Consider the following 25022-nt stretch of genomic DNA (forward strand, 5'->3'; position numbering starts at 1 on the left):
CGCGCGCCCGCGTCAATTCCCGCTGTTGACCGTCATTTTCCCGATCGACGCCGCGACGGACGTCACGGTCCGGACACCGTTCACGCTGAACGTCTGCTCGCGGTCCGTATCGTTGGCGGGAAGACGCATCGACAGTTGCGCCATCAGGCCGTCCTTGCCGTACTGACCAAACCAGTCGATCAAGCGGCCGATATAGCACGTGCCCCCGACATGCACCGGCATGTCGCCGACGATCTCGTACGAATAGTGGCCGGGCCCATAGTTCGAATACGCGGCGCGGTCATCGCCCTGCACCGTGGACGGAACCGGGCACAGCGGCTTGCCGGCGCCCGCATCGCGCGCCTGGCTGTCGCTCACATCGCGCAGCGCCTGCTCGAGCGCCATCTGCAGCGGGCCGTCGAGCATCGTTGAACCCGTCTTGCCGTCCTTGTGCTGTTCGATCGGCACCGACAGGCGGTAGCGGTAATGCACCGTCAGCATCGGCACCCGGTCGACGACGGTAAACGGTCGCAGCAAGTAAAAATCATCGACGCCGTAGTGACTGTCGCGATACAGCGCATAGACGCGCCCGCGCAAGCGAATCCAGTCGGCCGCCTGATTCGCGCCGCGGCCATTCGTCGTGTACAGGCTGCGCTCGATCGCCCCGTTCGAATCGCCGGGCACCTCGAACTTGCCGCCGTTACGGCGCAGGACGTCGACCGACGACCACAACCCCGTTCCGTTCGCCGCCGACTCGATCACCAGATCGCGCTGCCCGTTGCCATCCAGATCGATCAGCGTGTAGGACGCGCTCGCCTCCGTGTCGTCGCCATCGACGTGCGACGCCTTCAACGCCTTCCATTCGTCGGCTGTCACGCCGTCGGGCCGGGTCGTCGGAAACGCCGCGCCCTGCCCGTCATCGGACGCGCTGGAAAACCGCGTGACTGCCGTCCTGATCCGCAGCCGTGCGATCACCTGCTCGACGGGCGAGCTCGCATCCGTTCGTCGCGCCTGATCGACGCGCGTACGCAAATCGTCGAGCGCGGCCTTGTCTTCGGCGTCGGGGCGATAGGCGAGCACCACGGCCAATTGCGATTGCAGGTCGCTGATCCACGTCAGATAGCGTTGCTCGATACAGCCATGATCGGCGCCGCATCGATCGCGCGTCGTCAGCCAGCCGCGTTGCGCGGTCCGCAACGCAGCGCGTTGATCCTGAGGCAACACGCCGGACAACTTCCGGTAAAAGGCCGACAGCCGGCCGTCGTCCAGATGCAGGTCGTTCGACGCGCACACGGCCTTTTCCGTCGGGCTGGATGCCTGCGCACAGTCGAGCCCTGCCGCGAAAGCGGGGAATGCGTGCGCGAGCAGCACGAGCAGCCACGTAGGCCGCAACGGCGCTTCAACGCGAAATATCACGAATGGGTTCTCGACGGTCATGGCGCGCTCGCGGATCGAGGCCCTGCCGGCCTCCAGCGCGGATTGTCCATCAATTGCCCGGCGGGCGAAACAGCCGGCAGAAACCGGCTCATGCCGCCGCGCCGGTCGGCGACAGCGCATTCGATTTCCGCTACAGTGGCTTGCCCGGCGCCCGGCCGCCGCGTCGCGATTCCGCTTCATCGACAACGACATCCAATCAAAAGATGAGTCATCCGAACACCGAACTGATCCAGCGTTTTTACACGGCCTTCCAGCAGCGCGACATCGACGCGATGCTCGCGTGCTATGCGGACGACATCGTCTTCAGCGATCCGGCGTTCGGCGAACTGCACGGCGAACGTGCACGCGACATGTGGCGCATGCTGGTCGCGCGGGCGCAGGAGTTTTCGCTGACGTTCGGCGAGGTCGCGGCAGACGAACACACCGGGCGCGCGGAGTGGATCGCGCACTACCGGTTCACCGCGACCGGCCGGATGGTGGTCAACCGGATCGACGCGCGGTTCCGGTTTCGCGACGGACGCATCGTCGAGCATCGCGACCGTTTCGACCTATGGCGCTGGGCGCGTCAGGCGCTCGGGCTGAAAGGCGCGCTGCTCGGCTGGACGCCGTTCATGCAGCGCGCGATCCGGGCGCAGGCCCGAAAGAATCTCGACGCGTATCGGGCCAAACGGAAGTAAGCCGCGCACCGCTATGGCTTCATCGTCGCGTCGATCAGGTCGTAGGCCATGTCCGGCAACACGCCGTCCGGGTTCTTGAGGCGGTTCTGGCGATACCAGCTTTCATCGGCCTCGGGATGCGGACCGGCGAGCCCGACGCGCCCTTTGCCGTAACGGTAGGTCGCGGCCGCGATGTCGTTGTTCGGATAGGTCGCCAGCACGACGCCGCCGGAGCCGGCCGGCACGGCCGGGAGCATCGCGCCGTCCTGGTAATAGATCCAGCGCTTCTTTCCGCGCCATACGACCGGCGTCACCGTGTCGGCGATACCGTGAAGCGTCGAGCCCGGCCGGTCGACCTCGGAGTCGATGTCGCCGGCGACCAGCCGGAAACCCTGTTCGCCCGCCAGGTACGCGCCCATGCAGAGCCCCAGGTATCGCCCGCCGTTCGCCACGTACTGCCGCACGGCCTTGATTGAATTGCGCCCGATGCTGGTGGCCGCGCCGGGGATATCCTGCCCGCCGCCGGGTTGCACGTACAACGCGGCACCGGCCAGCGCCGCAGGCGTGATCTTGAGCCGTTCCGCCGGCCCGACGTAGATCACCCGGAACCGGTAGTCCGATTCCTGCAAGCGCGCGGCAATGGCCTCGGGGCAGCCGTCGCACGCCGCAGGGCCGCGATAGACCAGTGCAACGGGCCGGCTGGCCGCGCCACGCGATGCGTCGCCGGTCGCCGCCGCATGCATGACCGACGACGCGACGAGCAACAGCATCAGGACTATCGAATCTCTGGAACGCATGTTCTTGACCGTCGGAGTAAGAGGGATCGCGACCGCCCGGGACGAATCGACGGGCACGCACCCGTTTCCGCCCCGTGCTGTTGAAACCTGATCGCAAGCCGGGTGACAGGAAGCCTAGACGTGCGAGCGCGCCTCGTGTGTACCGTTTCCTGCGGGCTTGTGCAGAAATGTGCGGTGCCTGTCACCGGATCCGGCCCCCGCAAGCCACCCACCGGGCCACGCCAGACAAGGCCGGCTGCGCGATGCCGCCACGATTCCCGGCCCCACGCGCATCAACTCTTATATAAGACATAAGACATTTGACGTTCCAGACCATTGAGATTAGAATCCCGCTCAAAGCAGTGCCTGGAATAGCCCCGGAGTGCCGGCAAGGCCTTCCCCTCAAACGCAATATCAGCAGGTCTCCCCATGCTTGAAAACTTTCGTGCTCACGTGGCCGCCCGCGCCGCGCTCGGTATTCCTCCCCTGCCGCTGACGGCTCAGCAGACCGCCGAACTGGTCGAATTGCTGACGAACCCGCCGGCCGGCGAAGAGCAGACGCTCGTCGACCTGATCACCCATCGCGTGCCTGCCGGCGTCGACGAAGCCGCCCGCGTGAAGGCCGGCTTCCTGGCCGCCGTGGCCAAGGGCGAGACCGCCTGCCCGCTGATTTCGCGCGCGCGCGCCACCGAACTGCTCGGCACGATGCTGGGCGGCTACAACATCCAGCCGCTGATCGAGCTGCTGTCCGACGACGCAGTCGCGGCAGTCGCTGCCGACGCACTGAAGAAAACGCTGCTGATGTTCGACCAGTTCCATGACGTGAAGGAACTCGCCGACAAGGGCAACGCGCACGCGAAGGCCGTGCTGCAGAGCTGGGCCGATGCCGAATGGTTCACGAGCCGTCCGGAAGTGCCGCAAAGCCTGACCATCACCGTGTTCAAGGTGACGGGCGAAACCAACACCGACGATCTGTCGCCGGCCCCGGACGCCACCACCCGCCCGGACATCCCGATGCACGCGCTGGCGATGCTGAAGAACGCGCGCCCGGGCATCACGCCGGAAGAAGACGGCAAGCGCGGCCCGGTCAAGTTCATCGAATCGCTGAAGGAAAAGGGCCACCTGGTCGCGTACGTGGGCGACGTGGTCGGCACCGGCTCCTCGCGCAAGTCGGCCACCAACTCGGTGCTGTGGTTCACCGGCGAAGACATCCCGTTCGTCCCGAACAAGCGTTTCGGCGGCGTGTGCCTCGGCAGCAAGATCGCCCCGATCTTCTACAACACGATGGAAGATGCCGGCGCGCTGCCGATCGAACTCGACGTGTCGCAGATGGAAATGGGCGACGTGGTCGAACTGCGCCCGTACGATGGCAAGGCGCTGAAGGACGGCAACGTGATCGCCGAATTCCAGGTCAAGTCCGACGTGCTGTTCGACGAAGTGCGCGCCGGCGGCCGCATTCCGCTGATCATCGGCCGCGGCCTGACCGCGAAGGCGCGTGAAGCGCTCGGCCTCGCGCCGTCGACGCTGTTCCGCCTGCCGCACCAGCCGGCCGACAGCGGCAAGGGCTTCTCGCTCGCGCAGAAGATGGTCGGCCGCGCATGCGGTCTGCCGGAAGGCCAGGGCGTGCGCCCGGGCACGTACTGCGAACCGAAGATGACCTCGGTCGGCTCGCAGGACACCACGGGCCCGATGACCCGCGACGAACTGAAGGACCTCGCGTGCCTCGGCTTCTCGGCCGACCTCGTGATGCAGTCGTTCTGCCACACCGCCGCGTATCCGAAGCCGGTCGACGTGAAGACGCACCAGACGCTGCCGAACTTCATCAGCACGCGCGGCGGCATCGCGCTGCGCCCGGGCGACGGCGTGATCCACTCCTGGCTGAACCGCATGCTGCTGCCCGACACCGTCGGCACCGGCGGCGATTCGCACACGCGCTTCCCGATCGGCATCAGCTTCCCGGCAGGTTCCGGCCTGGTCGCGTTCGCGGCCGCCACCGGCACGATGCCGCTGGACATGCCGGAATCGGTGCTGGTCCGCTTCAAGGGCAAGATGCAGCCGGGCGTCACGCTGCGTGACCTCGTCAACGCGATTCCGCTGTACGCGATCAAGCAAGGCATGCTGACGGTCGCCAAGCAAGGCAAGAAGAACATCTTCTCGGGCCGCATTCTCGAAATCGAAGGCCTGCCCGACCTGAAGGTCGAGCAAGCGTTCGAGCTGTCGGATGCATCCGCCGAACGTTCGGCTGCCGGTTGCTCGGTGCACCTGAACAAGGAACCGATCATCGAGTACCTGAACAGCAACATCACGCTGCTGAAGTGGATGATCGCGCAGGGCTACCAGGATCCGCGCAGCCTGCAGCGCCGTATCGCGGCGATGGAACAGTGGCTGGCCGACCCGCAACTGCTGTCGCCGGATGCCGACGCCGAGTACGCGGCCGTCATCGAGATCGACCTCGCCGACATCCACGAGCCGATCGTCGCCTGCCCGAACGACCCGGACGACGTGAAGACGCTGTCCGACGTCGCAGGCGCGAAGATCGACGAAGTGTTCATCGGTTCGTGCATGACCAACATCGGTCACTTCCGCGCCGCGTCGAAGCTGCTGGAAGGCAAGCGCGACATCCCGGTCAAGCTGTGGGTCGCGCCGCCGACCAAGATGGACCAGAAGCAGCTGACGGAAGAAGGCCACTACGGCGTGTTCGGCACGGCCGGTGCGCGTACCGAAATGCCGGGCTGCTCGCTGTGCATGGGTAACCAGGCTCAGGTGCGCGAAGGCGCGACGGTCATGTCGACGTCGACCCGCAACTTCCCGAACCGCCTCGGCAAGAACACGAACGTGTACCTCGGCTCGGCGGAGCTGGCGGCCATCTGCTCGCGTCTGGGCAAGATCCCGACCAAGGAAGAGTACATGGCCGACATGGGCGTGCTCAGCGCGAACGGCGACCAGATCTACAAGTACATGAACTTCGACCAGATCGAAGACTTCAAGGAAGTGGCCGACACCGTGCAGATGTAATCACGCAGTCGGGCTGCGGCGGGTGGTCGACGTCGCAGCACCGCGCAATGGCGCCGCAGGCCGAATGGCCGCGGCGCCATTTTTTTATGCGGCGTCGCCGCCTGGTTCGCGCCGGATCACCAGTTCGTTGAAGCCGGTGCCCGCGTCGGGTTCGCGCGAGAAACGATGCGCAGGCAGCAGCGCGAGCAGGATCTCGGCCGTCGTGCGTACCACGCAGCCGCTCGCCACATGGCCGCCCGTTACGCGGCCGTCCGCATCCGAGACGGCCATGTGCAGGTGTGCGCCGTCCGGCGACACCGAGCCGGCCAGCGTCAGGATTTCGAGGTCGCCGCGCAGCTCGGCCGGCTGGTCGACGCCGGCGAAGCGCAACTGCGCGACGCTCAGGCTGCCGATGCCCTGGATCACGAAGGCGGCGTGCGCGCCGTGCCGGCGCAATGCCGCCTCGATGGCGCCGCGCAGGTCGTCGCCGGGGGAAAGACGCAGGGGATGGGCTTGCATGGTCGAGAACCCGTGGTGGACCGTGGTATCGGCAAAGCGTACGTTCGCCCCGTGAATCCGGCAAGTCATCCAACTCTGAAACGGCCGCGCATCGACCTCACACGGTAAAGCGCTCGCTCGCGAACTGCGCATCCGGCACCCCCGCTGCCGTCGCCGCCTCGCGCGCGCCCTGCACGAGCGGCGGCGGCCCGCATACGTAGATATCCGGCGGCGCCCCCGCCCGCGCAAGCGCCGCGCGCAACGCATCGACCGGCGTACCGCGATACCCGGCCCACTCCCCATCCGGCCGCCATACACACAGATCGACGCGCAACTGCGGCAGCTCGGACTGCAATCGCGCCAGTTCGTCGAGCATGAACAGTTCGCTTTCCTGATTGACGCCGAAGAACAACCGCGCGTCCGCCATCTCCTGATAGTCGGCCATGCGCCGCAGCATCGACAGGATCGGCGCGAACCCCGTGCCGCCCGCGACGAACCAGCGCGGCCGCAGGCTGTCCGCGAACAGCCCGAAGCCGCCCATCGGCACGCGCACGGTCAGCGGATCGCCCGGCCGTGCACGCTCGCGCAGGTAGGTCGAAAACCACCCGCCCGGCCGCAGCCGGACCAGGAATTCGAGGCGCCCGTCCCAGTTGCTCGTGTTCGCCAGCGAATACGGGCGACGCAGGCCGCTGCCCGGCACCTCCAGCTCCGCGAACTGGCCGGGCTCGAACTCCACGGCCGCACCGGATGCGTCGTCGGGTTCGACCTGCAACTCGACGCGCATCGTGTCGGCCGCGATCGTCTCGAGCGCCGCGATCCGCGCGGCACGCACGGGCACCGGATGCAGCAGCACCTTGGTCCGGTCGTACGGTGCGGCGATGCGCAGATCGCCACGCGGCGTGGTCCGGCACAGCAGGACCGCGCCGCGCTGCCCGGCCGGCAGCACGCCCGCGGTGTCGGGCTGCATCTCGTACGCGCCGTCGACGACGGTCGCCTGGCACGCGCCGCAACTGCCGCGCCGGCATTGCGACGGCAGCGTGATGTCGGCGTCGGCCGCCGCCGACAGCAGATCCTGTCCGGCATCGCACCCGAAGCCGAACCGCTCGCCGTCGTGTGTCGTGATCTCGATCCGGTAGGTCATCGAACGATCCCGCTCAAGCGGCGTTGCGCGCCAGCGACGCGGCCAGGTCGGACCCGGCGTCGCCGATCGGCTGGATGCCGAACTGTTCGACCAGCACCGCGAGCACGCCCGGCGTGATGAATGCCGGCAGCGTCGGCCCGAGGCGGATATTGCGCAGGCCGAGCGCGAGCAGCGTCAACAGCACGGCCGCCGCTTTCTGCTCGAACCATGAGATCACGAGGGACAACGGCAGGTCGTTCACGCCGCATTCGAACGCGTCGGCGAGCGCCGTGGCGATCCGGATCGCCGAATAGCTGTCGTTGCACTGCCCGACGTCGAGCAGGCGCGGAATGCCGCCGATGTCACCGAACGCATGCCGGTTGAACCGGTACTTGTTGCAGCCGAGCGTCATCACGACCGTATCGCCGGGCGCCTGCTCCGCGAACTCGGTGTAGTAGTTGCGGCCCGGCGCCGCGCCGTCGCAGCCGCCGATCAGGAAGAAATGGCGGATCTGTCCGGCCTTGACCGCCTCGACGACCTGGTCCGCGACGCCGAGCACCGCATGCCGGCCGAACCCGACCGTGATCGATTCCTCCGGCGCCGTGGCCGGGAAACCGGGCAGCGCCTGCGCCGCGCGGATCAGCATCGAGAAATCGTGATGCTCGAGATGGCGCACGCCCGGCCAGCCGACCGGCCCCGTCGTGAAGATGCGCTGCCGGTATTGCGGCATCGGCTCGATGATGCAGTTGGACGTCATCAGGATCGGACCGGGGAAATGCGCGAAATCGCTCTGCTGGTCCTGCCACGCGCCGCCGTAGTTGCCGACGAGATGCGGAAAGGCCTTGAGCATCGGGTACGCGTGCGCCGGCAGCATTTCGCCGTGCGTGTACACGTGGATGCCCGTGCCGGCCGTCTGTTCGAGCAGCGCATGCAAGTCGCCGAGATCATGGCCCGACACGAGGATCGCCTTGCCCGCGACCGGCGACACGCGCACGGCCGTCGGTTGCTGCGCGCCGAAGCGGCCGGTGTTCGCGCTGTCGAGCAGTTCCATCACCGTCAGGTTCAGCCGGCCGAGTTCGAGCGCCTGCGCGAGCAGCGCATTCACGTCGTCGGGGTCGCTCGCGAGAAACGCGAGCGCCGCCTCGACGCCTTCGTAGATGTCGTCGCGCTCGTAGCCGAGCACACGCGCATGATGCGCATACGCACACACACCCTTCAGCCCGTACAGCACCAGCGCACGCAGGCCGACGATGTCCGCGCCGACGGTGTCGAGCCCGTTGTCCACGCCGACGGAGGCGGCCTGCTCCAGCAAGCCGGTCAGATCGGCCGCCGGCTGCCACGTCGCCGGCCCCTGCGGGGCAGGCACGATCGCTCCCGCCGCCCGCGCATGCGCTTCGCATGCGGTCTTCACGCGGTCGCGCGTCTGCGCCGCTTCACGCAGCAGCGTGACAAAGCGCGCCGCGTGGAAATTCACGTTGGTCAGCGTCGTGAACATCGCGTACAGCACGAACCGGTCCGCGTCGCGATCGGACGCGCCCGCCGCACGCGCGATCGCGCCGTATTGCGCGATGCCCTTCACTGCGTGGACCAGCAGGTCCTGCAGGTCGGCCGTTGTCGCATCCTTGCCGCAGTTGCCTTTCGCCGATGCGCAGCCGGGCCGCGCGCCGGTCCGGTCGGTCTGTTCGCATTGATAGCAATACACGCTGCTCTCCTTTCTCGATCATGGGGACGCGGGTCGGCGCGACGGCGGCGGAACGCAGGTTCCTGGCCGCCGGGCATCCCGCCCGCTTCAAGATGCTTTTCGTGTGCATCTTTGTTCATGATGTTTCGGCGCGCTTTTCGTGGCCGTGATGCAGATCAAGAAACGGAACGTGTGCGGGTGAGGCAACTTGTCGCTACGGCCGCTCGCCGGTTTCGGTCGTGTGTTCGTGTTTGCTGTCGTTGCCGGCATCCGCGCATTCGATGCCCCAGTCGCCATATCGGTACCAGTCGTCGCCGAGCAGTTCGCTTGGGTGCTGCGTGCGGCTGGAGCCGTTGCCGCAGCGCATCGCGTGTGTCGGGCAGTAGTTGTCGCATCCCCAGCAGATCCGCTCCGGATGCACGGGATGCAGCGGAAATTTCTTGGCCATGATGTGTCGTCTTCCCGGTGTCGTTTCATCCGCTACCGTTCGACTCTAGTTCAGCGGCACACACGGGCCATGCGGCATTCGTTCGCACCGGCCGCAGCGTATCGGCTAGGCATGCGCGGGCGATTGGTCTAGTCTGCACGGTATTCCGCGACGCAAGCCGCCTACCCGACCTCCTCCGATGACCTCGACTCCGAACCGAAGCGCCCGCCTGCGCGGCGGCCTGTTTGGCCTGCTGATCGGCGACGCGCTGGGCGTGCCGTACGAATTCCACGACGCCGCGTCGATCCCGCCGCCCGCTGCGATCGACATGACGCCGCCGCCCGGCTTCGCACGCGCGCACGACGGCGTGCCGCCCGGCACCTGGAGCGACGACGGCGCACAGGCGCTCGCGCTGCTCGACGCGTTAGGGCACGACCGCGACCTGAATCTCGACACGTTCGCCGGCAACCTGCAGGACTGGTTCCATCGCGGCGCATTCACGCCGGACGGCCGCGTGTTCGATGTCGGCCTGCAGACGCAGCGCGCGTTCCATGCGCTGGCGGCCGGCGCGGCGCCTTCAGCCGCCGGGCCGGCCGACGAGCGCGACAACGGCAACGGTTCGCTGATGCGCTGCTTTCCCGTCGTGATGGTCGCCGCATCGCGCGATGAAGCGATCCGGCTCGCGTGCAGGCAGAGTGTCGTCACGCACGGCCACGTGCGCTCGCAGCTTGGCTGTGCGCTCTACAGCCTCACTGCAATGGGAATCGTCGAAGGTCAACCCGCGCCCGATGCGGTGCGCGCAGCCGAAAACGAACTGCTGATGCGCTACGAAGGCACGGCCGACGAAATCGAGCTGAAGATCGTGCTCGACGGCCGCTTCGACGCACCGCAAGGATCGGGCTACGTGGTCGACAGCTTCTGGTCGTCGATCCATTGCCTGCTGTCGACAGGCAGCTACGAGGACTGCGTGAAGCACGCGATCGCGCTCGGCAACGACACCGATACGACCGCGGCCATCGCCGGCAGCCTCGCCGGTGCGCTGTATGGCGAACCGGCATTGCCCGATCGATGGGTCGCGACGCTGCGCGGGAAGGAGCGGGTCGAGGGCTGGCTCGCGAAGCTGTGAGCGACATGCACGGCCGCCGGCCGTCCGTTGAGTCGAACCTGGCGAGCCCGATCCGGCCGCCCCGAACCACTGCATCAACCTGAGAGGATGCTCCGATGCTGCGTGCAATCAATCCCCCCGGCGCCACGATTCCCGGCATTTCGCAGGCGATACTCGTCGAAGGCGGTCAGCCGCTGTATCTGTCCGGACATGTCCCGTTCGATGCCGAAGGCGCCGTCGTCGGCGCCGATCATGCGACGCAGCTCGATCAGGTGTTCCGGAACATCGCCGCTACGCTTCGTGCCGCGGGCGTCGGCTTCGAGTCCGTCGCGCGGCTGACGATCTATGTCCGCGATTTCGACTCGAGCCTGTTGCCGCAGATTCGCGAGGTGCGCGACCGCTGGGTCAATACCGCATGCCCGCCCGCGAGCGCGCTCGTAGGCGTGGCGTCGTTGTTCCGCACGGATGTGCTGGTCGAAGTGGATGCATTCGCGATCGTTCCCGCCGCGAAGTCATCCGGCTGAGGCGCAACGTCAGCGGCGATCGCTCGCCAGCAGCCCGTACAGCGCGCTGTCCGACACTTCGCCGCCCACGATCCAGCGTTCGCGCAGCAGCCCTTCCCTGACGAAGCCCAGCCGTTCGAGCAGCTGCGCCGACGCGACGTTGCGCGGATCGATGTCGGCCTCGATCCGGTTCAGCTTCAGTGTGCCGAACGCGTGGCCGATCACGGCCGTCGCCGCTTCGCGCATGTAGCCGCCGCGCCAAAACTTGCGCCGCAGGCTGAAGCCGATCTCGGCACGCCGGCATTGTTCGTTCGCATGGAACAGCACGCATTCGCCGAGCGCTTCGCCGGTTTCCCGCAGTTCGAGCACGCAGATCAGGTCCTGCCCGCTCGCGGACGTCGTCAGGTTGCGCGCGACGCGCGCCGCGGCCTGTTCGATCTGCGTCATCGGCGAGAACGAGAAATAGCGCATTGCCTGCGCGTCCGACCAGATTTCGAAGAACGCCTGCGCATCGGTTTCGCGAAGCGGCCGCAGGACGAGGCGGGAGGTATGCAGCGTGACGGGTTCGAACAGGGGCATGGCAATGGTCTGACGAAATCGGGATCGTGAATTAGAACACGCAAGCCGACCGTCAACAATCGCGCCCGTTCGCGGCGACGGATCGCCCCAAAACGAAAAAGCCCGGGGAACATCGCCCGGGCCTTTCCCTTCGCTTCATCCGGCGTTGCGGAATGTGCTTACGCCTCCAGCGCCTCCAGCACCTTCCCCTTCGTCTCGATCCCGACGAAGTGCACGGTCACCGCCGCGATCAGCGGCACGATGCCGATCAGGTAGAACGCCGGCGCGAGGTTTCCGCCGATGATCGCGTGCGGCACGACCATCGGCGCGACGAACGACGCGATCTTCAGCCACGCGCTGCCGAGCCCGCAGCCCGACGCGCGGATGCTCGTCGGATACTGCTCCGGCGTGTAGACGTACGCGGTGATGAACCCTGACGCCATCAACCCGAGCGACAGCGAACAGAAGATCGCGACGACGTACACCGACGACGCGTGATAGATGCCCGCGAACGCCAGCGACAGCGCGCACAGCACGAACGACCACACGATCACCGGCTTGCGGCCGAGCTTGTCGACCAGCAATGCAGAGGCCAGCGACCCGAGCACGCCCATCACCGAGCCGATCACCGCGAGGTTCAGCGCGAGCTGCAGCGGCGCGTGATAGAAGTTCTTGTAGATCGTCGGCAGCCACGTCGACAGCCCGTACTGGATGAACCCGCAGGTCGCCCACAGCGTCGCCACCGCGAGCGTGCGCTTGCGATACGCGGCGCTGAACAGGTCGCTCATCTTGCGCTTCGGATGCTGGCGCACCATCTCGTCGAACGCGGCCGCCTGCGTGACGGGCGGCAGCTCGCCGCGCACCGACGCTTCGAACACGCCGACCGCACGCCCGGCTTCCGGGAGCCGCCCGCGCGACGCGAGCCAGCGCGGCGATTCCGGCACGAGGCGCGTGAGCACGAGCGACAGGATCAGCGGCAGCCCGCCGACGAAGTACATGATCTCCCAGCCGAAGCGCGGCACGAGCCACGCGCCAAGCGCCATCGACACGAGCAGGCCGATCGGGAACACGATCTCGTACAGCAGCACGAAACGGCCGCGGCCATGTGCACGCGTGATCTCGTTGATGTACGTCGCGGCGACCGGCAGCTCGCCGCCGAGCCCGAGCCCCTGCAGGATCCGCAGCAGCACGAACACTTCGAAGGTCGGCGCGAAGCCGCACGCGATGCTCGTGATGCCGATCACGGCCGAGCTCCACGCGATCGCCTTCACGCGGCCGTGCTTCTCCGCGAGCGCGGGAAACAGGAAGGCGCCGATCAGCTGGCCGATCGCGCCGGACGCGATCAGCATGCCGATCTGCGTCGGCGACAGCCCCCATTTGTGGATCAGCAACGGCAGCGTCGCCGCGATCGTGATCACGTCGAAGCCGTCGAAGAACGTCGCGGTGCCGATCAGCACGCGCGCACGGATCTGCATCGAGTTGGCCGGAAGCCGCTCGAGCCGCGCGATGATCGCGCCGGGCGTGGAGGCGGCAGCTTCCATCGTGGCGCGACCGGCCACGACGTTGTCGAAAGTGCTCATGCGGGGTGTCTCCTGGATCTTTTTGCCGTATTGGCCGTCAGGCAAGCGCTTTGGTCGTGTCTGCCAGGGCTTCCGTATCCACTGCCCGGCCCTGGTTCATCCACTTGCGCGCGAGCTTCAGCTCGCGTGCGTTGTTCACGGCGATGACACCTCTCACGTGCCCGTCGCCCACAAAAAACAGCGTCGCACGGCGCGCGGCGAGATCGCCGCGCACGACGAGCTGCGCATCGGCCGGCAGATCACCGAGGATCTGCAGGTTCACGTCGTACTGATCGGACCAGAACCACGGAATCTCCGCGTACGGTGCGCGCACGCCGAGCACGGCCTTCGCCGCCGCGATCGCCTGGTTCTGCGCGTTGGCCCACGATTCGAGCCGCACGCGCCGCTTCAGCCAGCCGTTGTGGTGGTTCGCGACGTCGCCACACGCGAAGATCGCCGGGTCGCTGGTCGCGCCGTATTCGTCGACGACGATCCCGTCGTCGACCGCCAGCCCCGCGTCGCTCGCGAGCGACGCGTTCAGTGCGAGGCCGATGCCGGCCACCGCGAAATCGGCGTCGATCGTCGTGCCGTCGGCCAGCGTCGCACGCACCTTCGATGCGTCGTCAGGCTGCGCATCGAGCGACGCGAGCGCGGCGCCGGTCCGCACGTCGACACCGTTCGAACGATGCAGGTCGAGCAGGAAATCCGACACGATCTGCGGCACCGAGCGGCCGCACAGCCGCGGCGCGCCTTCGACCACGACGGCGTCGACGCCGAGCTTGCGCGCGGTCGCCGCGACTTCGAGGCCGATCCAGCCGCCGCCGATCACGAGCACGCGCCGGCTCGCGCGCAGCTGCTCGCCGAGCGCGGCCGCTTCGTCGAGCGTGCGCAGGTAATGCAGGTTCGGTGTATTGACGATCGCATCGGGCAAGCGGCGCGACGTGCCGCCGGTCGCGATCACGAGCCGGTCGTATTCGATCTCGCGGCCGCTCGCGGTCGTCACCACGCGGCGTGCGCGGTCGATCGAGGCCGCACGCTCCGGCTGCCATGCTTCGACGTTCAGCGCGTCGAATTCGTCGGGACGCACGACGCGCACGGTTTCGATGTCGGCGTCGCCGGCCAGTACGGCCTTCGACAGCGGCGGACGCTCGTACGGCAGATGCGCCTCGTCGGCGATCATCACGAGACGGCCCGCGTAACCTTCCGCGCGCAGCGTCTTCAGTACCCAGCCGGCCGCCTGGCCGCCGCCGATCACGACGACCGTACCCGGCGCAGGCTGCGCGGGCGTATTCGCTTCGGTCATGATTTGCGCTCCGTCATGAACTTGCCTTCCGGCGCCTTCGCGTCCTTCTGCCGGCGCGTGTTGCCGTCGAGGCCGCCGTCGACTGCCCATTCGGCGAACACGGTCGGGCCCGGCTCGAATTCGCGCGGCTGCCACTCGGGCGTCAGCATGTCTTCGTCCGCGTAGTACTCGATCAGGCCGCCGGCCGGATTCTGGAAGTACCAGAAGTACGCGGACGACACCGGATGGCGGCCCGGGCCGAGTTGCGTTTCCCAGCCGCAGCGGTCGATGTGCATGCCGCCGCCGAACACTTCGTGGATGTCGCGCACGGTGAACGCGACGTGGTTCAGGCCGCGTTTGCCGTTCGGCAATGCAAGCAGGAACAGGTCGTGATGGCCGCCGTGCGGCGCGCAGCGCATGAATGCACCGCGGCCCGGGTAGCGATCGGACGTCTCGAAGCCCAGCAACTCGTGATAGAACTTTTCCTGCGCGTCGAGGCAGTTCGTGAAGAACACGACATGCCCGACCTCGACCGGCTCCGCACGCGCATAGATCGGGCTCGGCTGGTCGACGCGCAGCGTCTTGCCCCACACGTTCGACGGCGAGCCCGTGATGTCGAGTTCGCGCTTGCGCGTGACTTCGACGCGGATCGCCATCCCGTTCGGGTCGATGCAGCCGACCGCATCGTCCTGTGCGTAATAGCCGGGCTGACCGGCGAGCTTCGTGCGCAGCGCATCGAGTTCGGCCTGCGTCGGCACGCCCCACGTGACTTCCCGCAGCGTCGGGCCGGCTTCGAATGCCGGCGGCAGCGCCGGATCGTCGGCCTTGACGGCCAGCACGGTGCAGCCGTTCAGCGTCTCGAAACGCGCGCGCGTGTCGTCGTGCGCAACTTCCTTCATCCCCCAGTCGGCGAAAAAGCGCCGGCAGGTCGCGAGGTCGTCGACGCCGTACGTGATCTGCTCGATTCCCAAAATGCTCATTGCGTCATTCCCCTTCGCTCAGTTCGCCCACGGCAGCGGCGCGTCGTTCAAGCCCCAGTAGAGGCTCTTCTGCTGCATGTACTCGCGAATGCCGAGACGGCCCTTCTCGCGCCCCATCCCGCTCTCCTTCCAGCCCGAGAACGGCGTGGAAATCGAAAACAGCTTGTACGTGTTGATCCACACGGTGCCCGTTTCGAGCGCGCGCGCGATGCGCCAGGCGCGCTTGTAATCGCGCGTCCAGATGCCGGCCGCGAGGCCGAACACGCTGTCGTTTGCCTGCGCGATCAGCGACGCTTCGTCGTCGAACGGCATCGCGACGAGCACGGGCCCGAAGATTTCTTCCTGGCAAATGCGCGCGGTGTTCGGCAGGCCTTCGAGAATCGTCGGCTGATAGAAGAAGCCGTGCTCGCGCCCGTCACCCGACGGCCGCTCGCCGCCGCACAGCAGGCGGCCGCCTTCCTCGAGGCCCAGTGCGACGTAGCGCTCGACCGATTCGCGATGCTTCGCGGTGATCAGCGGCCCCATCTGCGTGTCGGGCCGCGTCGGGTCGCCCACGCGCAGCTTGCGGGCGCCGGCCACCAGGCGTTTCATGAATTCGTCGTACACCGCGCGCTGCACGAACAGCCGCGAACCCGCAATGCACGCCTCGCCGGACGAGCTGAAGATGCCGTACAGCACACCGTTGACCGCGTGATCGAGATCGGCGTCGTCGCACACGATCGTCGGCGACTTGCCGCCGAGTTCGAGCGACACGGGCATCAGCTTCTCGGCCGCGATGCGCGCGATGCCGCGGCCCACTTCGGTGCCGCCGGTAAACGACACCTTCTTCACCAGCGGATGACGCACGAGCACGTCGCCGATCACCGAGCCCTTGCCCGGCAGCACGCTCAGCACGCCCTTCGGCACGCCGGCTTCCTCGCAGATGCGTGCCAGCGCGAGCGACACGAGCGGCGTGACTTCGGCCGGCTTGAGCACCACCGCATTGCCGCCCGCGAGCGCCGGCGCAAGCTTCTGCGCATCGGACGCGATCGGCGAATTCCACGGCGTGATCGCCGCGATCACGCCGATCGGCTCGTACACGCTCATCGTCAGGTAATCGCCACGCGACGGCGTCAGTTCTTCGTCGAGCGTTTCGAGGCACGCCGCGAAATAGCGGAACGTGTTCGCGGCGCTGGCCACCAGCACGCGGGTCTCGCCGATCGGCTTGCCGTTGTCGCGACGCTGCAGGTTCGCGAGCGCCTCGTGGCGCTGCATGATCAGGTCGGCGATGCGGTACAGCACCTGCGCGCGCTGGTGCGGCTTCAGCCCGGCCCAGTCGGCGCGGCGCCACGCGGCGTCGGCGGCCTCGACGGCTTCGGCCGCGTCTTCCGCATTCGCGGTCGACACTTCCATGTTCAGCGACTGGTCGGCCGGATAAATGCTCGCGTAGGGCGCGCCACGGCCGCGCCGCCACTCGCCGCCGATCAGGATGGTGCCGTCGGGTACGAGGCTCGTATCGAAAGGAGTCATGTCACAAGTCCCACAAATCTGTCTCTGCACATCCGCCCTCGCCGTGGCGCGGGCGGACGGTCCAAGGCCCGGTCAGATCACGCAGCGGGCCGCGCGGTTGCGCAGCGCGCGGATCGCGCAGTACGCCGTCAGCGCGGACGTCTTCGGGTTGTCGGGCAGCGGCTTGCCGCTCATTTCCAGCGACATCTCGCCGAATGCGCCGCGCGCGGTGATGCGGTGCACGTTGCGCTCGACCGCCGGATCGGCGATCAGGCGCACGTGGGTCGCGTCGAGGCCGAGGCCCGCGAGCGCGACGGTGGCCGCGACGTTCGCGTTCTTCGGATACAGCCGCGCGGCATCGCGCGCGGTGCCCTCGAAGATCACCATTTCCTCGGTCATCGCGCGCAGGTCGCACAATGCCTCGGCGGGCGTACCGAGCCAGCCGAGCGGCGGCTTGCGGCCGACGTACAGCACTTCGTCGAGGCCGCCCTGCTTCGCGGACGCCAGCGCATCGATGCCGCCGATCGCGCCGGACAGCAGCGTGACCGTCGCGCCGCCTTCGTCGGCCGCCTGCGACAGCACGTCGAGCAGCGCGAGATCGGACAGTGCGCCGATCGATGCGACTGCGCAGTCGGTGCCGGCCTTCAGCAGCGGCACGACGTGATCGACGAGCGCGCTGTGGCCCGCGCATTCGAGCGCGAACTCGGGGCGGCGGGCCAGTGCGTCGACCGACGACACGACCTCCACCGCGCCGCCGAGCACGCCCTGCACCGCCGCGCGCTGGTGTTCCGGCACGATCACGTGCGCGACGCGCAGCGACGCATCGTGCTCGACTGCGCGGTACACGGCCGCGCCGATCGCACCGAAGCCGATCATCGCGACGTCGACGGGTGCGTGGGCGTTACGCATACTGGCGCTCCGTCGGCGCTTCCTTCTTCACCGGCGGGCCGGCGAAGTTCGACGCGAACGAGCCGACCGACAGCATGTCGACCTCGACCATCACCGGCCCTTCCTTCGCCATCCCTTCGCGCACGATCGCTTCGGCGTCGTCGAGCGACGTGATCCGGTAGTGCGTGAGGCCGAAGCTCGCGCAGAACTGCGCGAAATCGGGCTGGTGCAGCTGCACGAAGCAGCGGCGGCCGCCGTAGTGCGCGTCCTGGATGTTGCGGATCACGCCGTAGCACTGGTCGTTCATCAGCACGATCATCACGTTCGCGTTTTCCTGCACGGCCGTGACGAGTTCGCCGACGTTGACCATCAGGCCGCCGTCGCCGACCAGGCAGACCGTCTTCGCCGCCGCGCCTGCGAGCGCCGCGCCGATGCCCATCTGGATGCCCTGGCCGATGCCGCCGCCGAGCGCATGCACGCCCGAGCGCGGCTCGAAGATCTTCAGCAGGCGGTTGCCCCACGTGCTGTTCGAGATCGTCACGTCGCGCACCCAGTTGTAGTCGCGGCCGACGGCGCCCTGCAGCGTGTCGACCAGCTTCTTGTAGGGCCCGAGGCCCTCCGCCACGCTGGCGACGGCCTGCTCGCGCGCGGCCGCGAGATCGGCCGCGAATTGCGGATCGACCGACAGGCGGCCTTCGAGGCGGTCGGCCAGCTCGGCCAGCACGCGCTTCGAATCGCCGTGCACGAACAGCTCGTTGCGATAGCCGCGGTTGTCGGCGAGCGCCTCGGCATCGACGCGGAACAGCGGCTGCGGCAGCGCGAGCTTGTACTTCAGCGTCTCGTTGCCGCGCAGGCGCGAGCCGACGACGACGAGCGCATCGCAGGTCTTGTAGAACGCTTCGACGGACGCGTGCACGTTGAACGCGCCGAGGGTCGCCGGATGATCTTCGGGCAGCACGCCACGGCCCTGCACGCTCGTCACGACGCCGAAGCCGAGCTTCACGAGGCGTTCGACTTCCTCGCGAGCGTGGCGCGCGCCGCCGCCGAGCCACAGCAGCGGACGACGTTTCGCCGCCAGCGCGTCGGCGAGTTTCGCGACGCGCGCGGTGTCGTGCTCGCGCACCGTGACATGGGCCGGCGCGAGATCTTCCGGCCATTCGATTTCGGCGGCCTGAATGTCGATCGGAATCTCGACCGACACCGGGCCCGTCGGCGCCGTCTGCGCGATGCGCACGGCTTCGCGGATCGTCGGCAGCACGGTTTCGACGGTGCGCACGCGGAATGCGGCCTTCGAGATCGAGTCGAGCATCGACAGCTGGTCGGGGGCTTCATGGATGTACGCCAGATCCTGGTCGAGGTAAGGCGTTTCGATCTGCCCCGTCACGTGCAGCAGCGCGGTGCCGGCCGTCAGTGCCTCGACCATCGCGCCGGCCGCGTTGCCCGCCGCCGTGCCCGTGCTCGTGAACGCGACACCGAGGCCGCCCGACACGCGGGCCAGGCCGTCGGCCATGTTCAACGCACCGGCTTCACCGCGCGCGCCGACATACCGGATGTTGCCGCGCGAGTTGATCGCGTCGAGGATCGGCATGTTGTGGATCGAGATGACACCGAATGCGGTTTTCACGCCGCACTGCTCGAGAAAGGCGGCAATCAGCTCGCCAACCGTGGTTTTTTTAGACATGGCGTGCAAAGCCTCCAGAAACGTCGATATGGCTGCCCGTCGTGTACGACGACAGATGCGTTGCGAGATAAAAGAGTGCCCAGGCGGCCTCGTCAGGCTTGCCGAAGCGGTTCAGCGGAATGTTCTTCTTGCGGGCGAGCGCGCCCGTCCAGTCTTCCCAGCTTTCGCCGGGCTGCGCCTGCGTTTCGTAGCGGCGACGCCACTGGCCCGACTCGACGATGCCGATCAGGATCGAGTTCACGCGGATGCGCAGCGGCGCCAGCTCGGTCGCGAGCGACTTCACGAGGCTCAGCACGCCCGCGCGCGCCGACGACGTCGCGACCATGTGCGGCTCGGGCTGCAGTGCGAGCAGCGAGTTCACGCACGTGATCGTCGGCGCCTGCGCGTCGCGCAGCAGCGGCAGGAACGCACGCGTCGGGCGGATGATGCTGAAATACTTCAGCTCGAGTTCTTCGCGCCACGCGTCGTCGGTCGTGTCGGCGAAGGTCGACACGCGGCCCTGGCCGGCGTTGTTGACCAGCATGTCGGCACGGCCGAAGCGTGCTGTGACCGCTTGCGCGAACGCGGCCACGTCGGCTTCGTCGAGCACGTTGCAGCGCGTAGCCAGCAAGTGCGCACCGTCGTACCTGTCACGCAGCATCGCTTCGGCGCGCTCGAGGCGGTCGCTGTCGCGGCCGCAGATTGCAACCGACGCACCCGCCTGCAGGAACCGTTCGGCCGTCGCGAGGCCGATGCCGGACGAACCGCCCGTCACCACCGCAACCTGCCCGGTCAGATCGATCTGAATCATCGGAGTCCTAAAGCCTTCAGAAACGTGTGCTCGTCATCCGAGCGGTAATTGAGTCGCCGCGACAGTTCCGCCGCCGCGCGCTGCACCTTGTCGATCAGCCCGTCCGCGATCAACGCCGCGTCGATCTCCGGACGCGGCACCGTCACCGTGATGCACGCGACGATCCTCTGCGTCTCGTTGCGCACCGGCGCCGTCACCACCGAGATCCCGCGCTCGAACGACGAATTGCTGACGCCGTAGCCGCGCAGCGCATCCTCGCGGATCATGTCGTGCAACGCGTCGACCGTTTCCGGCGTCGCGCTCGTCATCCGGTTCAGCGCGCCTTCCGGATACAGTGCGTGCAGTTCCTTCAGCGACAGGTCGCCCATCAGCACGTGGCCGTGGGTCGTCGCATGCGCGGGCAGGCGCGTGCCGACGTTCACGCGAATCGAGCTGAACACCGGCGACTGGCTCTGCGCCTTCGCGACGAACACCACGTCGCGGCCGTCGCGGATCACGATGTGCGTCGTGAAGCCGGTCGCATCGCGCAGGCTTTCGATCACCGGCAAGCCGAGATCGGTCAGCTCCAGCGAGCTCAGGTATTCGAAGCCGAGCCGCAGCACGGCGATGCCGAGCTTGTAGTTGCGATCCTTGTCCGCGCGCTCGAGAAAGCCGAGCGATTCGAGCGTCTGCAGCAGACGGAACACCGTCGTGCGCGGAATGCCCAGCCGTTTCGACAGTTCGGGCGCGCCGAGCACGGGCTCGCGCGGCGAGAATTCGGCGAGAATCCGCAGCCCGCGTTCGAGGCCCGGCACCACATAGTTGGCTTCGGCCTTCGCGTTTTCGGATTCGTTTTGTTGCAGCGGTTCGCTCATGATGCCTCCCGCCGGGCCGCCCCAAGGGAGACATCCGCCCCCTTGGGGGGCAGCGAACGAATGTGAGCGTGGGGGTTTTTCATCCCAGCCCCCGCTGTTGGTCGCACTGGCGGCAGAAGCCGTCGATCAGTGCGGAATAAACGGCCGGCGCTTCCACGTAGCCGGCATGACCGGCTTGCGGAATCACCTGCAGCGCGACGTGCGCGGCCGCGGCGATCCGCTCGCACGCGGCGGGCGGCGTGATCGCGTCGTTCGCACCGACGGCCACGGCCGTGCGGCCGCGGAAGCCGGCGAGATCGGTCGCGAGGTCTGCGTTCGCGAGCAGATGCGTGGCCTGCGCGTAGCCGGCCGGCACGATGCGCGCCATGTTCCAGCGCACCCACGCCTTCGCCTCCTCGTTCGCGAAACCGGACACCATGTTGCCGCTGCGCTGCTCGGCGAGCCCGGCCGGGCCGAGTTCCGCGAGCATCGCGAGCCGCGCGTCGCGGCGCGATTCGCGCGTTTCGGCCGGTGCGCTGCCATAACCGCCAGCAGGCGACACCAGCAGCAGGCCGGCGATCCGCGCGGGCATCACGCGGGCGAGACCGCCCGCAACGATCGCGCCGAGCGAATGACCGACCAGCACGCAGCGTTCGATGCCGAGTGCCTCGAGCCACGCGTTCAGCGATGCCGCGTAATCGGCGGCAGCCGGCGACGCGCCGTGCACGGGCGTCGACACGCCGTAACCGGGCGCATCCCATGCGAGCACGCGCCGCGATGCGCCGAGCGTGTCGAGCTGGCGGACCCACGATGCGGCGCCCGAGCCGATCCCGTGCAGCAGCACGACGGGCAGCGTGCGGCCCGCATGCTGCGCGCCGGCCTCGCCTGCGCCGGCTTCACGGTAGCCGATCGTGCCCGCCGCGCCGGCCGCGCAACGCTGCTCGGGAAACTGCCCGAGCAGCGCGGCGAACGCCGCGGTGCGGTCGCGTTCACGTTTGTCGATGACACTCATTGCTTCACCCGCTCCGTTTCAACGCTTGATCTTCGCGAGCGGCGAATCGGGCGGATACGTCGGCGTGATCGGCTTCGGCGAACCGAGCATCACGCACATCAGCGCATCTTCCTCGCCGATGTTGATTTCCGTGCGATACACGCCCGGCGGCACCGAGATCAGGTCGCGCTCGCCGAGGATCGCTTCCCACGTCTCGCCGTCGCGCTCGCAGATGACTTTCATCTTGCCGCGCAACACGAAGAAGATTTCCTCGACGTCCATGTGGATGTGGCTCGGGCCGATGTTGCCGGCCGGGATGACCATCGTCGAGAACGTGAAGCCGCCGGCCGGCACCGTGTTGATGTCCTTCGCGACGCCCGTGCCGCCCGTGCCGACGTAGCGCATCTGCGCACGGCGGTACTTCGGGTCGTAGTCGGCCTGGAACTTCAGCGCGTCCCAGTCGTAACGGCGTGTCGCGTAGCGCGCCACGCGCCCTTCCATCCAGTCGTTGAAGCTTGCGCCTTCCGGCTGGTCCCACGACTTGCGTTCGAGATCGGCGTCCGCCATCGTCCTCTCCTTCATTCAGTGTGAAAACATCAATTCATTACGAAGCCGCCGTTCACCGGCAGCAATTGACCCGTCACGAAGCGCGCGCCGTCGGACAGCAGGAACAGCACGGGGCCCGTCACGTCTTCGGGCACCTGCGCACGTGTCAGTGCGCGGCCCTGCATGTAGAACGCGTGGCGCTCGGCCGGTACGTAGGCGGTCGCCTCGACTTCGGTGAGCCCCGGCGCGATCGCGTTGACCGTCACGCCGTGCGCGCCGAACTCGCGTGCCTGCGCATGCGTCATCGCGATCACCGCGCCCTTGCTCGCGACGTATGCGAGCAGCTTCGGCGCGCCCCACAACGCAGTGTCCGACGCGAGGTTCACGATCGCGCCGCGGCCCGACCGTGCGAGGTGCGGCAGCGCTGCATTGCTGACGAGCCACACGCCGCGCACGTTCACGTTCATCACGGCGTCCCATGTCGGCACGTCGAGCTCCGTCGACAGCTTGCCGCCCGAGTTCGTGATCGCCGCGTTGTTGATCAGTGCGTCGATGCCGCCGAGCGCCGCCGCGCCCTGCGCGACGAAGGCGTCGATGCTGGCCGGATCGGCCAGGTCGAGCGCGAAGAAGTGCGCGGCGTGGCCGGCTTGCGTGAGCGCTGCGGCCAGCGCGCGGCCCTCTTCGACGAGCACGTCGCCGAACGCGACCTGCGCGCCGGCCGCGACCAGCGCCTTCACGAACGCCGCGCCGAGCCCGCGCGCGCCGCCCGTGACGAGCACGCGGCGCCCCGGCAGCGACACGACCGGAGCGAGCTCAGCCATTCGCGGGCTCCGAAGCGGCGTGAGCCGCGCGGTGCGCGTCGAGTGCCGACAGGTGTTCCTGCGCACGCTGACGCAACATCCGGCGCACGCGCGTGATGCCGACGTCGTGCTGGTACAGGTATTCGTGATCGCGCGCGTGCGGCGCGAGGCTTTCGAGGACGTAGCGGTCCTGCTCGAGCACGTCCCAGTGCAGGCCCTCGAGGCGGTTGCGGTACATGAAGCGCCATACGTCGCGCTGCCAGCCGCTGACCTTGCGCGTACGCCAGAAGTAGACCTGGCAGTTGTCGCCGTCGACCGGCGTCGCGAAGCCGATGATCCCGAAGTTGCCGCCCGGGCCGAACTTCTGCTTGTACGGGATCGCGAGGCGCATCCACAGGCAGCCCGTTTCGCCGAGTTCGACCCAGTCGAAGTTCACGTCGCGCTGGCCGATCTTCTCGAACATCAGGCCCGTTTCCGTCTTGCGCACGCGCATGTCGGCCTGCTTGTCGCCTTCGGCCATCGAGTGCGACGTCGCGTGCAGGTACGCGCCGTGCATCGGATCCATCACGTTGTCGATCGCGTACTGGTAATTGCACTTCCAGTTCGACACGCACAGGAAGTGCCCGTACTCGTCGGCAACCAGTTCCTCGGGCAGGTTCAGCGGCGCCGGCTCGCCGTGCGCTTCGTCGCCGAACCACAGGAAGATCGCGCCGGCCTTCTCTTCGACCGGATACGACTTCACGCACTTCGTGCCTTCGAGCGGACAGTTCGAGACGGCCGGCACGCGGTTGACCGTGCCGCCGCCGTCGATTTCGACGCCGTGATACCAGCACGCGATGTTGCCGCCGAGGTTCCAGCCAAGCGACAGGCGCGCGCCGCGGTGCGGGCAGCGGTCTTCCAGTGCGTGGACCTTGCCGTCGTGATCGCGCCACAGCACGATCTGCTCGGACAGGCGCGTGAGGCCGACGGGCGCATTCGACACCTGCCAGCTCGGTGCAACGGGATACCAGTAGTTCTTGATGCCGCGGTCGAGATAGTCACGGACCGGGTCGTGTTGGACTGCGTGTTGTACGGGGGACGTCATCAGTGTGCTCCGGATGCGGTTGTCGTCGGGTCGGCGGTCACGCGCGCGGCGCGCTCATTCCGCGAGCGCGGCCATTTCGGCGCGGAAACGTTCGGCGCTCCACGCCGTGCCGTCCGGCGCGCGGAAGCCGATGCGATTCAGGCCCGCGACGACGTCGTCCAGCTCGGTTGCGCCGGCTTCGAACACGCGTTCGAGCGCATCGCCGAGGTCGTTCTCGTACTGGGTCGGCGCGGCCTTGCGGTTCTGCCAGACCTGGTTCTCGACCTGGCCGGGGATCTCGATCTGCCCCTTGCCCGCGACGTTGTTCGGCTGCGGCGCCACCCACGGCTTCAGGAAGGGATTGAAGTTGACGGTCGCTTCTTTCAT

24 protein-coding genes are annotated in these 25022 nt (G+C 67.7%); 4 read left to right on the plus strand and 20 right to left on the minus strand.

What is annotated here, in order from left to right; all coding sequences use genetic code 11:
* Positions 1–12: 12 nt before the first annotated feature.
* Complete coding sequence (locus BLA15945_RS01310) at positions 13–1395, minus strand: lysozyme inhibitor LprI family protein (RefSeq protein ID WP_233464094.1); 1383 nt, start codon at positions 1393–1395, stop codon at positions 13–15.
* 224 nt (positions 1396–1619) lie between these two features.
* Between BLA15945_RS01310 and BLA15945_RS01315 the strand changes: the two genes are divergently transcribed.
* Positions 1620–2093, plus strand: a complete 474-nt coding sequence (locus BLA15945_RS01315) for a nuclear transport factor 2 family protein (RefSeq protein WP_059240138.1) — start codon at positions 1620–1622, stop codon at positions 2091–2093.
* A gap of 11 nt (positions 2094–2104) precedes the next feature.
* Here the strand turns inward: BLA15945_RS01315 and BLA15945_RS01320 are convergent, their stop codons facing one another.
* Complete coding sequence (locus BLA15945_RS01320; RefSeq protein WP_233464095.1) at positions 2105–2842, minus strand: BPL-N domain-containing protein; 738 nt, start codon at positions 2840–2842, stop codon at positions 2105–2107.
* A gap of 435 nt (positions 2843–3277) precedes the next feature.
* Here BLA15945_RS01320 and acnB point away from each other — a divergent pair, with 435 nt between their 5' ends.
* Entirely contained in the window at positions 3278–5863 is a 2586-nt protein-coding gene (acnB, locus tag BLA15945_RS01325; protein WP_059240134.1) for a bifunctional aconitate hydratase 2/2-methylisocitrate dehydratase, read from the plus strand.
* Positions 5864–5947: 84 nt separating this feature from the next.
* Here acnB and BLA15945_RS01330 read toward each other — a convergent pair whose 3' ends face one another.
* The 4 genes from BLA15945_RS01330 to BLA15945_RS01345 all read right to left on the minus strand — a co-directional run bounded on the left by BLA15945_RS01330 (position 5948) and on the right by BLA15945_RS01345 (position 9589).
* Positions 5948–6361 (minus strand): PPC domain-containing DNA-binding protein, encoded by a 414-nt coding sequence (locus tag BLA15945_RS01330; protein ID WP_059240132.1) that lies wholly within the window; start codon positions 6359–6361, stop codon positions 5948–5950.
* A gap of 97 nt (positions 6362–6458) precedes the next feature.
* Positions 6459–7481, minus strand: coding sequence for an FAD-binding oxidoreductase (locus BLA15945_RS01335; RefSeq protein WP_174991276.1), 1023 nt, complete (start codon positions 7479–7481; stop codon positions 6459–6461).
* Positions 7482–7494: 13 nt separating this feature from the next.
* On the minus strand, positions 7495–9162 hold the full coding sequence (hcp, locus tag BLA15945_RS01340; protein WP_174991277.1) for a hydroxylamine reductase: 1668 nt from the start codon (positions 9160–9162) through the stop codon (positions 7495–7497).
* 193 nt (positions 9163–9355) lie between these two features.
* The gene (locus BLA15945_RS01345; RefSeq protein WP_174991278.1) at positions 9356–9589 is read right to left on the minus strand and encodes a DUF3079 domain-containing protein; all 234 of its coding nucleotides are present in this window, start codon (positions 9587–9589) and stop codon (positions 9356–9358) included.
* A gap of 178 nt (positions 9590–9767) precedes the next feature.
* Between BLA15945_RS01345 and BLA15945_RS01350 the strand changes: the two genes are divergently transcribed.
* Together BLA15945_RS01350 and BLA15945_RS01355 are read left to right on the plus strand one after the other, a co-directional pair.
* Positions 9768–10694, plus strand: coding sequence for an ADP-ribosylglycohydrolase family protein (locus tag BLA15945_RS01350; protein ID WP_059240124.1), 927 nt, complete (start codon positions 9768–9770; stop codon positions 10692–10694).
* 95 nt (positions 10695–10789) lie between these two features.
* The gene (locus BLA15945_RS01355; RefSeq protein ID WP_059240123.1) at positions 10790–11197 is read left to right on the plus strand and encodes a RidA family protein; all 408 of its coding nucleotides are present in this window, start codon (positions 10790–10792) and stop codon (positions 11195–11197) included.
* Between the two features lie 9 nt (positions 11198–11206).
* On the opposite strand, the gene BLA15945_RS01360 is transcribed toward BLA15945_RS01355, so the two are convergent.
* The 14 genes from BLA15945_RS01360 to BLA15945_RS01425 all read right to left on the minus strand — a co-directional run bounded on the left by BLA15945_RS01360 (position 11207) and on the right by BLA15945_RS01425 (position 25022).
* Complete coding sequence (locus tag BLA15945_RS01360; protein ID WP_059240121.1) at positions 11207–11755, minus strand: GNAT family N-acetyltransferase; 549 nt, start codon at positions 11753–11755, stop codon at positions 11207–11209.
* Positions 11756–11913: 158 nt separating this feature from the next.
* On the minus strand, positions 11914–13314 hold the full coding sequence (locus tag BLA15945_RS01365) for an MFS transporter (protein WP_059240120.1): 1401 nt from the start codon (positions 13312–13314) through the stop codon (positions 11914–11916).
* 37 nt (positions 13315–13351) lie between these two features.
* Entirely contained in the window at positions 13352–14596 is a 1245-nt protein-coding gene (locus BLA15945_RS01370) for an NAD(P)/FAD-dependent oxidoreductase (protein ID WP_174991279.1), read from the minus strand.
* Positions 14593–15555, minus strand: coding sequence for a VOC family protein (locus BLA15945_RS01375; RefSeq protein ID WP_174991280.1), 963 nt, complete (start codon positions 15553–15555; stop codon positions 14593–14595). The genes BLA15945_RS01370 and BLA15945_RS01375 overlap by 4 nt, the downstream gene beginning before the upstream one ends.
* Before the next feature lie 18 nt (positions 15556–15573).
* Entirely contained in the window at positions 15574–17064 is a 1491-nt protein-coding gene (locus BLA15945_RS01380; RefSeq protein ID WP_174991281.1) for an aldehyde dehydrogenase, read from the minus strand.
* A gap of 72 nt (positions 17065–17136) precedes the next feature.
* Entirely contained in the window at positions 17137–17952 is an 816-nt protein-coding gene (locus BLA15945_RS01385; protein ID WP_059240112.1) for an aspartate dehydrogenase, read from the minus strand.
* On the minus strand, positions 17945–19612 hold the full coding sequence (locus tag BLA15945_RS01390) for a thiamine pyrophosphate-binding protein (RefSeq protein WP_059240111.1): 1668 nt from the start codon (positions 19610–19612) through the stop codon (positions 17945–17947). Before BLA15945_RS01390 ends, BLA15945_RS01385 begins: the two co-directional genes overlap by 8 nt.
* Positions 19605–20402 (minus strand): SDR family oxidoreductase, encoded by a 798-nt coding sequence (locus tag BLA15945_RS01395; protein WP_174991282.1) that lies wholly within the window; start codon positions 20400–20402, stop codon positions 19605–19607. The genes BLA15945_RS01390 and BLA15945_RS01395 overlap by 8 nt, the downstream gene beginning before the upstream one ends.
* Complete coding sequence (locus BLA15945_RS01400; RefSeq protein WP_174991283.1) at positions 20399–21256, minus strand: IclR family transcriptional regulator; 858 nt, start codon at positions 21254–21256, stop codon at positions 20399–20401. Before BLA15945_RS01400 ends, BLA15945_RS01395 begins: the two co-directional genes overlap by 4 nt.
* Before the next feature lie 79 nt (positions 21257–21335).
* Positions 21336–22247 (minus strand): alpha/beta fold hydrolase, encoded by a 912-nt coding sequence (locus BLA15945_RS01405; RefSeq protein WP_174991284.1) that lies wholly within the window; start codon positions 22245–22247, stop codon positions 21336–21338.
* 18 nt (positions 22248–22265) lie between these two features.
* A complete protein-coding gene (locus BLA15945_RS01410; RefSeq protein WP_059240103.1) occupies positions 22266–22793 on the minus strand; it encodes a cupin domain-containing protein in 528 nt (175 codons plus the stop codon).
* Between the two features lie 29 nt (positions 22794–22822).
* Positions 22823–23593: an SDR family oxidoreductase gene (locus BLA15945_RS01415; protein ID WP_174991285.1), complete on the minus strand. Its 771-nt coding sequence runs from the start codon at positions 23591–23593 to the stop codon at positions 22823–22825.
* Entirely contained in the window at positions 23586–24656 is a 1071-nt protein-coding gene (locus tag BLA15945_RS01420) for an aromatic ring-hydroxylating dioxygenase subunit alpha (RefSeq protein WP_059240099.1), read from the minus strand. Before BLA15945_RS01420 ends, BLA15945_RS01415 begins: the two co-directional genes overlap by 8 nt.
* Before the next feature lie 54 nt (positions 24657–24710).
* On the minus strand, positions 24711–25022 hold the full coding sequence (locus BLA15945_RS01425) for a recombinase-like helix-turn-helix domain-containing protein (protein WP_059240097.1): 312 nt from the start codon (positions 25020–25022) through the stop codon (positions 24711–24713).

It is taken from the genome of Burkholderia arboris, assembly GCF_902499125.1.
GTDB lineage: Bacteria > Pseudomonadota > Gammaproteobacteria > Burkholderiales > Burkholderiaceae > Burkholderia > Burkholderia arboris.

What these genes read in the sequence shown, in the direction of transcription:
- BLA15945_RS01390 (WP_059240111.1), bottom strand. Translation starts at nt 19,612, where the DNA reads ATGTCTAAAAAAACCACGGTTGGCGAGCTGATTGCCGCCTTTCTCGAG.
- BLA15945_RS01360 (WP_059240121.1), bottom strand. Translation starts at nt 11,755, where the DNA reads ATGCCCCTGTTCGAACCCGTCACGCTGCATACCTCCCGCCTCGTCCTG.
- BLA15945_RS01370 (WP_174991279.1), bottom strand. Translation starts at nt 14,596, where the DNA reads ATGACCGAAGCGAATACGCCCGCGCAGCCTGCGCCGGGTACGGTCGTC.
- BLA15945_RS01315 (WP_059240138.1), top strand. Translation starts at nt 1,620, where the DNA reads ATGAGTCATCCGAACACCGAACTGATCCAGCGTTTTTACACGGCCTTC.
- BLA15945_RS01425 (WP_059240097.1), bottom strand. Translation starts at nt 25,022, where the DNA reads ATGAAAGAAGCGACCGTCAACTTCAATCCCTTCCTGAAGCCGTGGGTG.
- BLA15945_RS01415 (WP_174991285.1), bottom strand. Translation starts at nt 23,593, where the DNA reads ATGGCTGAGCTCGCTCCGGTCGTGTCGCTGCCGGGGCGCCGCGTGCTC.
- BLA15945_RS01355 (WP_059240123.1), top strand. Translation starts at nt 10,790, where the DNA reads ATGCTGCGTGCAATCAATCCCCCCGGCGCCACGATTCCCGGCATTTCG.
- BLA15945_RS01345 (WP_174991278.1), bottom strand. Translation starts at nt 9,589, where the DNA reads ATGGCCAAGAAATTTCCGCTGCATCCCGTGCATCCGGAGCGGATCTGC.
- BLA15945_RS01410 (WP_059240103.1), bottom strand. Translation starts at nt 22,793, where the DNA reads ATGGCGGACGCCGATCTCGAACGCAAGTCGTGGGACCAGCCGGAAGGC.
- BLA15945_RS01365 (WP_059240120.1), bottom strand. Translation starts at nt 13,314, where the DNA reads ATGAGCACTTTCGACAACGTCGTGGCCGGTCGCGCCACGATGGAAGCT.
- BLA15945_RS01375 (WP_174991280.1), bottom strand. Translation starts at nt 15,555, where the DNA reads ATGAGCATTTTGGGAATCGAGCAGATCACGTACGGCGTCGACGACCTC.
- BLA15945_RS01385 (WP_059240112.1), bottom strand. Translation starts at nt 17,952, where the DNA reads ATGCGTAACGCCCACGCACCCGTCGACGTCGCGATGATCGGCTTCGGT.
- BLA15945_RS01320 (WP_233464095.1), bottom strand. Translation starts at nt 2,842, where the DNA reads ATGCTGTTGCTCGTCGCGTCGTCGGTCATGCATGCGGCGGCGACCGGC.
- BLA15945_RS01350 (WP_059240124.1), top strand. Translation starts at nt 9,768, where the DNA reads ATGACCTCGACTCCGAACCGAAGCGCCCGCCTGCGCGGCGGCCTGTTT.
- BLA15945_RS01330 (WP_059240132.1), bottom strand. Translation starts at nt 6,361, where the DNA reads ATGCAAGCCCATCCCCTGCGTCTTTCCCCCGGCGACGACCTGCGCGGC.
- acnB (WP_059240134.1), top strand. Translation starts at nt 3,278, where the DNA reads ATGCTTGAAAACTTTCGTGCTCACGTGGCCGCCCGCGCCGCGCTCGGT.
- BLA15945_RS01400 (WP_174991283.1), bottom strand. Translation starts at nt 21,256, where the DNA reads ATGAGCGAACCGCTGCAACAAAACGAATCCGAAAACGCGAAGGCCGAA.
- BLA15945_RS01380 (WP_174991281.1), bottom strand. Translation starts at nt 17,064, where the DNA reads ATGACTCCTTTCGATACGAGCCTCGTACCCGACGGCACCATCCTGATC.
- BLA15945_RS01405 (WP_174991284.1), bottom strand. Translation starts at nt 22,247, where the DNA reads ATGAGTGTCATCGACAAACGTGAACGCGACCGCACCGCGGCGTTCGCC.
- BLA15945_RS01420 (WP_059240099.1), bottom strand. Translation starts at nt 24,656, where the DNA reads ATGACGTCCCCCGTACAACACGCAGTCCAACACGACCCGGTCCGTGAC.
- BLA15945_RS01335 (WP_174991276.1), bottom strand. Translation starts at nt 7,481, where the DNA reads ATGACCTACCGGATCGAGATCACGACACACGACGGCGAGCGGTTCGGC.
- BLA15945_RS01395 (WP_174991282.1), bottom strand. Translation starts at nt 20,402, where the DNA reads ATGATTCAGATCGATCTGACCGGGCAGGTTGCGGTGGTGACGGGCGGT.